The following is a 10,104-nucleotide window of genomic DNA, read 5'->3' on the forward strand; positions in this document are numbered from 1 at the left end:
TAGGGTTTTGCAAAGGTCTCAGGTTCACAAATCCAAAACCAACCGCTCCGAACGCGCGCGTGAGCAACACGGGGTGAAGATTTTGCCTTCGGCGTGTTCTTCTTCGGTGAGGAACTGGTCGCGGTGCAGCGCTTCGCCTTCGATTAAGTTGGTCAGGCAGGTGCCGCAGATGCCTTCTTCGCAGGAGACGGGCACGAAATAGCCTGCTTCTTCCAACACTTGAGTAATGCTTTTGTCGGCGGGTACGTCAATCACGGCGCCGTCGCTGGCGATTTGGATTTGAAACGGGCGGTTTGCCGATTCGTCCAAAGGGGCGGCTTGGAACAGTTCGCGGTGCAGGTTTTCAGACGGCCAGCCTTTTTCTGAGGCCGTCTGAAATACGGCATCCATAAAACCTAATGGGCCGCAGGTGTAAAGATGCAGGCCTTCTGCCGGCGCTTCGACCATGCGTTGCAATAGTTCGGGCGAGGTGCGCGGGCTTTGGCACACCAGCTCGACTTTATCGGCCACGTCGACTTGTTGCAGGCGCTCGGCGAAAATGGCGTCGGCTTCGTCGCGGCAGAAGTAATACAGCTTCACGTCTATGCCCTGCTGCAACAAGGCATCAAACATGGCCATCAGCGGGGTAATGCCGATGCCGCCAGCAAACAGCAAAGCGCGTTGTTGGTATTCGGCCAAGGGAAACAGGTTGCGCGGCTCGCTAATCTCAAGCGTATCGCCGACTTGAATCTGCTCATGGATATACTGCGAGCCGCCGCGTGAGGCTTCGTCGCGCAATACAGCAATGCGGTATTGGTTGTCCGTCATCGGGTATTGGCAAAGTGAATACTGGCGGATGAGGCCGTTGCCGAGATTCAGGTCGATGTGTGCGCCAGCGGTGTAATCGGGCAAGCTGCTGCCTGCTTCGGGCTGCAGGGTAATCAGCTTGACTTTGCTGCCGCAGCTGCGGACTTCGGTCACGTGCGCTTTCATGATTCGGCTCCGGTGGTTTGGGCCGCTTGTTCGGCTTGGATTTTTTTGTCGATAATTTTACGCGCTTGCACGCCGCCAGAATCGATGTTCAGCATCAACAGGCGACGTTCGGGCTGCTCACTCAGGTTTTGCTGCTGTTTTTCCAGCATTTCCAAGTCTTCACTGAAAATCTTGCCTTGGCCTTCACGGATTTGGCGCGTGGTTTCTTCGTCTTGCGCGTTGAAATGGCGCGCCATGCCCCAGAAATACCAATGCGAGGTATCGGTTTCCGGTGTGATGAAATCGACCACGATGCTGGATACTTTGTGTTCTTCCGGTGCTCGATAACCGCCGTGCCCTGCTTCGGCTACGCCCACTTCGATGTGCACGTTGCTCGGTAAGTGGAAATGGCAGCGCTGCCAGCGGTCAACCAATTGCGTTTCGTCCAAACCTTTGGAACGCATACACGATTGCCAGAAAGGCGGCGCGTAAATGTTTTCCATATTGCGCTCAAGCGTCACCACATCGCCTTTTACGGTGGTTTTCAGCGGGGTTTCGTCGATTTCTTTCTGACCGATGCTGCTGGCGTGTACATAGGTTTCGTGGGTCAAATCCATCAGGTTATCGATCATCAGGCGGTAATCGGCTTTGATGTGATACAGGCCGCCGCCATACGCCCATTCATCGCTTTCCGCCCATTCCAAATAAGGCAGCAATGATTCGTCGGCGCTTTCTTTGTCGCCCGCCCAAAACCAGATAAAGCCGTATTTTTCCACCACGGCATACGGGCGGATACACGGGAAACTTTGCACGCGCTGCATAGGCATGGCTTGCGGTTTGCCTTTGCAGTCGAGCTCTAAACCATGATAGCCGCAGACCAAATTGCCGTCGCGCACAAAACCCAACGACAATGGCGCGCCACGATGCGGACAAAAGTCTTCCACGGCAGCAATGCCGTCTTTGCCGCGGAACAACACGATTTTTTCATTGCAGATGGTGCGGCCCAGCGGCTTATCGCCGACTTCTTCGCTGCGTGCGGCAACATACCAGGCATTGCGGATAAAGGTAGGGGTGGTGGTCATGATGGCTCCTTTGTGTTTTGATTTTTATGTTTTTATTGGTTTATGACAGGCCGTCTGAAATGTTCAGACGGCCTGTTGTTTCTCTTTGGGAAAAATTTAATCGACAAGTAGAAGTGTTGTCAACAAAATTGTATCCAAAATTTTAAAATTTACCATTTGATTAAAAATCATAATTTTTAAATTAAATAAAATCATATGTTTAATTTTATAATCAGAATTTCAAAAACAATACCCGGAAACAATCATTGATTTTTGTATCCAATTTCGCTATTGTTTTTTCATCGGCTTTATTGGTGGCAAGCCTTTGAATCCGACACAAAAAAACAATATTTTCTTGAGGAGAGAAACCATGAATGCCGCAACACTCAAGCAGCAAATCGACCAAAAGCCCATGAATGCTTTTCAATGGTCGGTGGTTGCCATCTGTATCTGTCTTAACGTCATCGACGGCTTTGATGTCTTGATGATGGCGTTTACCGCCTCGGCGGTGGCCAAAGAATGGGGGCTGTCGGGCTCGGAAATCGGCCTGTTGTTAAGCGCCGGCCTGTTCGACATGGCGGCCGGTTCGCTTACGCTCGCACCGCAAGCGGATAAATTCGGCCGCAAACCGGTAATTTTGTTGTCGCTGGTGGTTGTGTCGGTCGGCATGATTTTAAGTAGCTTCAGCACTTCCGCTTTGGAACTGGGCGTTTTGCGCTTTATCACCGGCTTAGGTATCGGCGGCATTTTGGCCAGCAGCAATGTGTTGACCAGTGAATTTTCATCCGCCAAATGGCGCAGCCTGACCATCAGCCTGCAATCGGCGGGCTACGGCATCGGCGCAACCGGTGGCGGTTTGGTGTCGATGTATCTGATTAAAGCCTACGGTCGGCAATCGGTTTTCCTGTTCGGCGGTCTGCTTTCCACCGCTTTCATTTTCGTGGCGTTACTGCGTCTGCCCGAATCATTGGAATTTCTACTGTCGCAACAGCCCAAAGCCGCTTTAGTCAAAGCGCAAAAGCTCACCGCCAAACTCAGTTTGCCGCACCTTGATGTGCTGCCGCCCAAACCACAATTAAACCAACAAACCCCTTCCGGCTTCTGCAGCCTGTTTGGCGAGGGCAAAACCATGCCGACGCTGATGATTTGGGCGGCGTTTTTCTTGGTGATGTTCGCGTTTTACTGCATTTTGAGTTGGACACCGAAGCTCTTGACCGGCGCCGGTATGACTGCAGAACAAGGCATCAGCGTCGGCATTTGGATGAATATCGGCTCGATGTTCGGCGCGGTGTTAATCGGCTTCTTGGGCACACGTTTCAATATTAAAACTGTACATGCCGTGTTCCTGCTGCTCACCGCGCTGCTGACGCTTACCTTTGCCCAAAGCTTGTCGCAGCTCTCTTTGGCCATGGCTTTGGCGTTTTTTCTCGGCAGCTTTGCCAACGGCTCGGTGGCCGGTTTGTACGCTGTGGCACCGACACTTTACGAATCCGCCAACCGCGCCCGCGGCGTCGGTACCGCCATTACGCTCGGCCGCGTCGGCAGCATTGTATCGCCGATGATTATCGGTTTCCTGCTCGATGCCGGTTGGCAGCCGGTGGGCTTGTTCTACCTGAATGCGGTGGTGTTTGCCTTGGCGATTTTGGCAGTATTAAAACTGAGAAAACTCAAGCCGGTTTGATATAATCGCGTATCGTTCAGGCCGTCTGAAACAGCAGACGAAACCGTTTTATCACCGTTTCGTTTCGGCCTTTCAGACGGCCTATTTAATGGATACTCATCATGAAGAAAAAAATCTATTTATTGTGCGGTTTATTGTGTGATGCCACGGTTTGGCAACACCAAGCCGCCGCCCTTGCGCCCTATTTTGATGTGGAAACGTTCAGCTTTCAGGGTTTTGACAGTTTGACGGCGATGGCAGAACACGTTTTGGCGCAAGGTTCGGATTCTTTTATTCTGGCCGGGCATTCCATGGGTGCACGCGTGGCCTTGGAAATCTGTCGCTTGGCACCGCAGCGCGTGGAGAAGCTGATTTTGCTCGACACCGGTATTCACCCGCTTAAAGCGGGCGAAACTGAAAAGCGCGCTGCCTTGGTTCGAGCTGCCGAAGAAAGCGGTATGCTGCACTTAATCGAGCATTGGCTGCTGCCGATGCTGGCCGAACATCACCGCACGCAGCCGGAAATGGTGCAGCCACTGGCAGAGATGGTGTTGCGCTTTACGCCTGAAGATTTTGCCAAGCAGATCCACGCGCTGGTTCACCGCCCTGATGCGGCTGCGGTGTTGCGCGGGATTCGCTGCCCGTTGCTGCTGGGCGTTGGTGAATTGGATGCGTGGAGTCCGGTCGCGCAGCACACCGCCATGCAGGAAATCGCACCGCATGCCGAATTGGTCGTGTTCCCACAAGCCGGTCATATGGCGCCTTTTGAAACGCCGCACAACGTCAGCGAAAGTTTGCTGCAATGGCTGCTATCGGATAGTCATGCCGTCTGAAATAAGGAAATACTATGGAACACAATCATCAGGTTTTGGTGCGCTTGCGTGAAATGATTGCCGATGGCGAACTCAAACCGGGCGAGCGCATCACCGAGATTCCAACCGCGGAAAAGCTCGGCGTGTCGCGCTTGCCGGTGCGCATGGCTTTGCAGATTTTGGAGCAGGAAGGCTTGGTCGAACGCCTGCCCAAACGCGGCTATACCGCCCGCAAAATCACTTCGGCGGATTTTCTCAACGCGCTGGAAGTGCGTGGCGCATTGGAAGGTTTGGCGGCGCGTCAGGCGGCGGAATTGGGTATGCCGTCTGAAAGCATTGCCCTGCTCGAGCAAGGTTTGGCCGAATTGGATATGGTGTTCGAGCGCGACGTATTCGGCATTGAAGAAGTGGAAATTTATCAAAAATTCAATGTCTTGTTTCACGATGCGGTGATTGATGCTTCGCAAAATCCGGTGATTCGCATGGCCTTGGCGAAAATCGAAAGCCTGCCGTTTTCATCGATTCAATCGCTGGTCATCGACCGACGCGAAATGCCACGCGAGAAAAAACGCCTGCTCTATGCCCACTTGCAGCACCATGCCATTTTGCGCGCACTTTGCAGCCGCCAAAGCACACGGGCAGAAGCCTTGATGCGCGAACACGCGCAATCGCCGGTGTTGTTTACCGATTTGCTCAACCGTTTTGAAAACCGCCCCGAATCGCTGCATATTGTGCAGGAAAGCGATTAACAATAAGGCCGTCTGAAAATGATTCTTTCAGACGGCCTTATGTATTCCAATCAAACTTTAAGCCAACGGCGCCAACAGTTTCTCAAAAGCTTCTTCAAACTGTTTCAAGCCGTCTTCCTGCAAACGGGTAGCCAAGGCTTCCAAATCGACGCCGAGTTTTTCCGCTTCGGCCAGTTGTGCCAAGGCTTCGTCGGTGTTGTCGGTCAGCGTGGCTTTAGCCGTGCCGTGATCAACAAAGGCTTTCAGCGTGGCATCCGGCACGGTATTCACCGTGTGTGCGCCAATCAGGCTGTCAACGTATAAGGTATCCGGATAGTCTGGATTTTTCACGCCGGTTGATGCCCACAATAATTGCACGCGGCTGGCACCTTTGGCGGCCAATTCGGTAAATTCGGCACTGCTGAAGAATTGTTCCCAATCTTGGTAAGCGGCTTTGGCCAAGGCGATGGCGATTTTGCCTTTTAAATGTTCCGGCAAGGTTGCATCCAAAGCGGCATCCACGCGCGAAATAAAGAAGCTGGCCACCACTTGAATGTGGTCAACCGGCAAACCGGCTGCCACGCGTTTGGCGATGCCGCGCTGGTAAGCAGCGTAAGCTTTCAGGGTTTGCGCACGCGAAAACAGCAAGGTCAGGTTAATAGACAGGCCGTCTGAAACCAATTGCTCCAACGCTTCGACACCGGCATCGGTGGTCGGCACTTTAATCATCACGTTTTTGCGGCCGATGGCATCGTGTAAGCGTTTGGCTTCGGCCACGGTGCCGGCAGCGTCTTTTGCCAATTCCGGCGCCACTTCCAAGCTGACGAAACCGGTTTTGCCGCCGGTAGATTCGTGTTCGGCCAGCAACACATCACAAGCCGCCTGCACATCGGCAATCGCTAAGGTTTCATAACGCTCTTTCGGGCTCAAATCCTGCGCTTTCAAAGCGGCCACTTCATCGGCATACAATTCGTCACCGGCAAAGGCTTTTTGGAAAATCGCCGGATTGGAAGTCACGCCGCACACGCCTTGCTTGGCCATTTCGGCCAATTCGCCGCTTTGCACCAGCGAGCGGGATAAGTTGTCCAACCAGATTTGTTGGCCTAATGCTTTAACGTCCGATAAAATAGTCATCTCTGAATCCTTTTTGTTGAGCGGGTTTATATTTATAGCAAAACCGATGGATTTTCACTATACCTTGATTTCCAGCCTTTGAACAGTATCACCCTTTGACGGACACAATGATGACAACGACCGAATCTTACTTACCTTGGGCGCGCGATGTGTTGCATATCGAAGCGGAAGCCTTGCACGAAATCGCCGATGAATTGGACGAACATTTTGTTCAGGCTGCTGAAGCCTTGCTGCATTGCCAAGGCCGCGTGGTAATTATGGGCATGGGCAAATCGGGGCACATCGCCCGCAAAATGGCCGCTACCATGGCATCCACCGGCACCCCCGCTTTTTTCGTGCATCCGGCCGAAGCAGCACACGGCGATTTGGGCATGATTGTCGATGGCGACGTGGTGATGGCGGTGTCAAATTCTGGTGAAAGCGATGAAATTGCGGCAATTATTCCGGCCTTGAAACGTAAAAACGTGACCTTAATCTGCATTACCGCCCGCCCGACTTCAACCATGGCGCGTCATGCCGACATCCATATCATGGCTTCGGTCTCCAAAGAAGCCTGCCCGCTCGGTTTGGCACCGACTTCCAGCACCACCGCCGTGATGGCACTGGGCGATGCCTTGGCGATCGTGTTGCTGAAAGCGCGCGCGTTCACACCTGATGATTTTGCGCTCAGCCACCCTGCCGGCAGCTTGGGCAAACGTCTGCTGCTGCGCGTGGCCGACATCATGCACGGCGGCGACGAACTGCCTGCGGTGGTGAGCGGCACCTTGCTAAAAGACGCGATTGTGCGCATGAGCGAAAAAGGCTTGGGCATGTTGGCCGTGACCGATGATGAAGGCCGTCTGAAAGGCGTGTTCACCGATGGCGATTTGCGCCGCCTGTTCCAACAGCACGATGATTTCAAAGGATTAACCGTCAACGACATCATGCACGCCAAACCGAAAACCATTGCCGCCGACAAGCTCGCCACCGAAGCCTTGAAACATATGCAGGCCAATCATGTGAACGGTCTTTTAGTGACCGATTCAGACGGCCTGTTAATCGGCGCGCTCAATATGCACGATTTGCTGATGGCGCGTATTGTGTAAGGCTGCAAAACTTTACCAACCGTTTATTCTACCCAAAACGTTTCAGACGGCCTTTATGCTAGAATAGGCCGTCTGAACAAGGAATCCGCCATGCAGAGCTTATCCCCCGAATTGCAACAGCGCGCCGCCGCGATTAAATTGTTGATTTTAGACGTGGACGGCGTATTAACCGACGGCCATATCTACATCCGCGACACCGGCGAGGAAATCAAATCTTTCCACACGCTCGACGGCCACGGCATCAAAATGCTGGCAGCCAGCGGCGTTCAGACGGCCATTATTACCGGCCGCGATGCGCCATCGGTCGGCATTCGCGTGCAGCAATTGGGCATTGCCTATTATTTCAAAGGCATCCACGATAAGCGTGCGGCCTATGCCCAATTGCGCGAACAAGCGGGCATGGCGGAACACGAATGCGCGTTTGTCGGCGATGATGTGGTCGATTTGCCGGTGATGGTGCGCTGTGGTTTGCCGGTGGCTGTGCCTGAAGCGCACTGGTTCACGCGCGAACACGCGGCCTACATCACCCAACGCCCTGCCGGTAAAGGCGCAGTGCGCGAAGTGTGCGATTTGATTATGCAGGCACAAGGCACCTTGCAGCCTGCTTTGGACGAGTATATTAAATGAAAATAAGATGGCAATACGGCTTGGCCTTTCCTTTGATTCTGGCCGTCGCACTCGGCGGCCTGTCGGCTTGGCTCGGCCGCATCAGCGAGATTCAAACGGAAGAAGTGCAACTCAATCCCGATGAGCCGCAATATTGGATGGGCGGCATGGAAGGCAAGCGTTTTGACGAGCAAGGTAATTTGCAAGAGCATTTCACCGCTACTGAAGCGTTCCAATTGCCCAACAGTAAAGACGTGCACTTCCGCTCACCTAAATTAGATGTACACCAGCAAGGCAAGCTAGCGTATCAAGTGGAAGGCAAAGAAGGCCTGTATAACACCGATACGCGCGTCGCCGTGTTCCAAAAAGAAGTATTGCTGACCAAGCCGGCCGATGGCACCCACCCTGCCGGCACGGTCAAAACCGAATTTATTCATGTCGACACCCAAGCCCAGTTTGCCCAAACCGAGCATCCGGTTGAATTTGCCTACGGTCAATCCCACGGCTCCTCAGTCGGCATGACTTATGACCACACCAAGGGTTTACTCAATTTCCCATCAAAAGTGAAAGCCACGATTTATGATGCCAAAAATCTTTAAAGCCGCCGCATTGTCTGCTCTGATGATCAGTGCGCCTGCTTTCGCGTTGCAAAGCGACAGCCGCCAACCGATTCAAATCGAAGCCGACCAAGGCTCGCTCGACCAAGCCAACCAAACCACCACTTTCAGCGGCAACGTCATCATCAAACAAGGCACGCTGAACATCAATGCCGCCAACGTGACCGTGTCGCGCAACGACAAAGGCGACCAGCTGATGAAAGCCAACGGCTCGCCCGTACGCTTCAGCCAGCAGCTTGACGGCAATAAAGGTACAGTCAACGGCCAAGGCAACCAAGTCGAATACGCTTCGGCCACCGGCTTAGTGAAACTCACCGGCAATGCCAAAGTGCAGCGCGGCGGCGATGTCGCCCAAGGCGCGGTGATTACCTACAACATGCGCACCGAAGTCTATACCATTCACGGCGGCTCGAAACAAGCCGGCGTAAAATCACCAGCCAAATCCGGTCGCGTGAGCGTGGTGATTCAACCGACTTCAACCAAATAATAAGCTGAGGCCGTCTGAATGATTGATTGAACCAAGCTTTCAGACGGCCTCTCCCACCTTGATTCCGTTTAAAGAACAGATTATGACTGCACAAGCCAGCCGCCTTGTCGCCCAGGGCCTGCAAAAAAGTTTCAAAAAACGCCAAGTCGTGAAAGATTTCTCGCTTGAAATCGAAAGCGGCGAAGTGGTCGGCCTGCTCGGCCCCAACGGCGCGGGCAAAACCACCAGCTTCTACATGATTGTCGGCCTGATTGCCGCCGATGGCGGCAGCGTCACGCTCGACGGCCAAGAATTGCGCCACCTACCGATTCACGAACGCGCACGCTTGGGCGTGGGCTATCTGCCGCAAGAAGCGTCGATTTTCCGCAAAATGACGGTCGAGCAAAACATCCGCGCCATCTTAGAAATCAGCATGAAAGACAAAAGCGGCATCGATGGCGAAATCGACAAATTATTGGCCGATTTGAACATCGAGCGCCTGCGCCACAACCCTGCACCGTCTTTATCGGGCGGTGAGCGCCGCCGCGTGGAAATCGCCCGTGTTTTGGCAATGAAACCGCGTTTTATTCTGCTGGACGAACCTTTCGCCGGCGTGGATCCCTTGGCCGTTATCGATATTCAAAAAATCATCGCCTTTCTCAAATCACGCGGCATCGGTGTGTTGATTACCGACCACAACGTGCGCGAAACCTTGAGCATTTGTGACCGCGCCTACATCATCAGCGAAGGCACGGTATTGGCCTCGGGCAAGCCGGACGACTTGGTCAACGACGAAAAAGTGCGTGCGGTTTACTTGGGCGAAAACTTCAAATACTGATGTCTTTAAAACGCCCCTTGTTTGATAAATATTAAAAGAGGCCCTTACATTCGCATTTCAAGTGCAACGCTCAAATGCCATTGGCAAGGGCTGCTGAAAACAGATCACCCGGTGTCTCATAGTCCAATGTCTTTCTCGGTCGGCGG

11 protein-coding genes are annotated in these 10,104 nt (G+C 53.2%); 8 read left to right on the forward strand and 3 right to left on the reverse strand.

The window, feature by feature from the left end:
• Nucleotides 1-24: 24 nt before the first annotated feature.
• Nucleotides 25-972 (reverse strand): PDR/VanB family oxidoreductase, encoded by a 948-nt coding sequence (locus CRG49_RS05560; protein ID WP_095502401.1) that lies wholly within the window; start codon nucleotides 970-972, stop codon nucleotides 25-27.
• Nucleotides 969-2,033, reverse strand: coding sequence for an aromatic ring-hydroxylating dioxygenase subunit alpha (locus CRG49_RS05565; RefSeq protein WP_095502400.1), 1,065 nt, complete (start codon nucleotides 2,031-2,033; stop codon nucleotides 969-971). The genes CRG49_RS05560 and CRG49_RS05565 overlap by 4 nt, the downstream gene beginning before the upstream one ends.
• A 349-nt stretch (nucleotides 2,034-2,382) precedes the next feature.
• Here CRG49_RS05565 and CRG49_RS05570 point away from each other — a divergent pair, with 349 nt between their 5' ends.
• The 3 genes from CRG49_RS05570 to CRG49_RS05580 all read left to right on the forward strand — a co-directional run bounded on the left by CRG49_RS05570 (nucleotide 2,383) and on the right by CRG49_RS05580 (nucleotide 5,233).
• Complete coding sequence (locus CRG49_RS05570) at nucleotides 2,383-3,693, forward strand: MFS transporter (protein WP_095502399.1); 1,311 nt, start codon at nucleotides 2,383-2,385, stop codon at nucleotides 3,691-3,693.
• Between the two features lie 101 nt (nucleotides 3,694-3,794).
• Nucleotides 3,795-4,505, forward strand: coding sequence for an alpha/beta fold hydrolase (locus CRG49_RS05575; RefSeq protein WP_095502398.1), 711 nt, complete (start codon nucleotides 3,795-3,797; stop codon nucleotides 4,503-4,505).
• A 14-nt stretch (nucleotides 4,506-4,519) separates the two neighbouring features.
• Nucleotides 4,520-5,233 carry a GntR family transcriptional regulator gene (locus CRG49_RS05580; RefSeq protein WP_095502397.1) on the forward strand — a complete coding sequence of 238 codons (714 nt, stop codon included), beginning with the start codon at nucleotides 4,520-4,522 and terminating at the stop codon, nucleotides 5,231-5,233.
• A 57-nt stretch (nucleotides 5,234-5,290) separates the two neighbouring features.
• Here the strand turns inward: CRG49_RS05580 and tal are convergent, their stop codons facing one another.
• Nucleotides 5,291-6,346, reverse strand: coding sequence for a transaldolase (tal, locus tag CRG49_RS05585; RefSeq protein ID WP_095502396.1), 1,056 nt, complete (start codon nucleotides 6,344-6,346; stop codon nucleotides 5,291-5,293).
• 110 nt (nucleotides 6,347-6,456) lie between these two features.
• On the opposite strand from tal, the gene CRG49_RS05590 reads away from it, so the two are divergent.
• From CRG49_RS05590 to lptB, 5 genes are all read left to right on the forward strand, one after another.
• Nucleotides 6,457-7,431: a KpsF/GutQ family sugar-phosphate isomerase gene (locus tag CRG49_RS05590; protein WP_095502395.1), complete on the forward strand. Its 975-nt coding sequence runs from the start codon at nucleotides 6,457-6,459 to the stop codon at nucleotides 7,429-7,431.
• Nucleotides 7,432-7,521: 90 nt separating this feature from the next.
• Nucleotides 7,522-8,058 carry an HAD family hydrolase gene (locus tag CRG49_RS05595; protein WP_095502394.1) on the forward strand — a complete coding sequence of 179 codons (537 nt, stop codon included), beginning with the start codon at nucleotides 7,522-7,524 and terminating at the stop codon, nucleotides 8,056-8,058.
• Nucleotides 8,055-8,636 carry an LPS export ABC transporter periplasmic protein LptC gene (lptC, locus tag CRG49_RS05600; protein WP_095502393.1) on the forward strand — a complete coding sequence of 194 codons (582 nt, stop codon included), beginning with the start codon at nucleotides 8,055-8,057 and terminating at the stop codon, nucleotides 8,634-8,636. The genes CRG49_RS05595 and lptC overlap by 4 nt, the downstream gene beginning before the upstream one ends.
• A complete protein-coding gene (gene lptA / locus CRG49_RS05605; protein ID WP_095502392.1) occupies nucleotides 8,617-9,141 on the forward strand; it encodes a lipopolysaccharide transport periplasmic protein LptA in 525 nt (174 codons plus the stop codon). Before lptC ends, lptA begins: the two co-directional genes overlap by 20 nt.
• An 82-nt stretch (nucleotides 9,142-9,223) precedes the next feature.
• The gene (gene lptB / locus CRG49_RS05610) at nucleotides 9,224-9,958 is read left to right on the forward strand and encodes an LPS export ABC transporter ATP-binding protein (protein WP_095502391.1); all 735 of its coding nucleotides are present in this window, start codon (nucleotides 9,224-9,226) and stop codon (nucleotides 9,956-9,958) included.
• The last annotated feature ends 146 nt before the right edge of the window (nucleotides 9,959-10,104 follow it).

This window comes from Neisseria sp. N95_16, assembly GCF_002551535.2.
Lineage (GTDB): Bacteria > Pseudomonadota > Gammaproteobacteria > Burkholderiales > Neisseriaceae > Neisseria > Neisseria brasiliensis.

Bases quoted from the DNA above. Each gene is read 5' to 3' on its own strand.
- CRG49_RS05560 (WP_095502401.1), bottom strand. From the start codon at position 972: ATGAAAGCGCACGTGACCGAAGTCCGCAGCTGCGGCAGCAAAGTCAAG.
- CRG49_RS05565 (WP_095502400.1), bottom strand. From the start codon at position 2,033: ATGACCACCACCCCTACCTTTATCCGCAATGCCTGGTATGTTGCCGCA.
- CRG49_RS05570 (WP_095502399.1), top strand. From the start codon at position 2,383: ATGAATGCCGCAACACTCAAGCAGCAAATCGACCAAAAGCCCATGAAT.
- CRG49_RS05575 (WP_095502398.1), top strand. From the start codon at position 3,795: ATGAAGAAAAAAATCTATTTATTGTGCGGTTTATTGTGTGATGCCACG.
- CRG49_RS05580 (WP_095502397.1), top strand. From the start codon at position 4,520: ATGGAACACAATCATCAGGTTTTGGTGCGCTTGCGTGAAATGATTGCC.
- tal (WP_095502396.1), bottom strand. From the start codon at position 6,346: ATGACTATTTTATCGGACGTTAAAGCATTAGGCCAACAAATCTGGTTG.
- CRG49_RS05590 (WP_095502395.1), top strand. From the start codon at position 6,457: ATGACAACGACCGAATCTTACTTACCTTGGGCGCGCGATGTGTTGCAT.
- CRG49_RS05595 (WP_095502394.1), top strand. From the start codon at position 7,522: ATGCAGAGCTTATCCCCCGAATTGCAACAGCGCGCCGCCGCGATTAAA.
- lptC (WP_095502393.1), top strand. From the start codon at position 8,055: ATGAAAATAAGATGGCAATACGGCTTGGCCTTTCCTTTGATTCTGGCC.
- lptA (WP_095502392.1), top strand. From the start codon at position 8,617: ATGATGCCAAAAATCTTTAAAGCCGCCGCATTGTCTGCTCTGATGATC.
- lptB (WP_095502391.1), top strand. From the start codon at position 9,224: ATGACTGCACAAGCCAGCCGCCTTGTCGCCCAGGGCCTGCAAAAAAGT.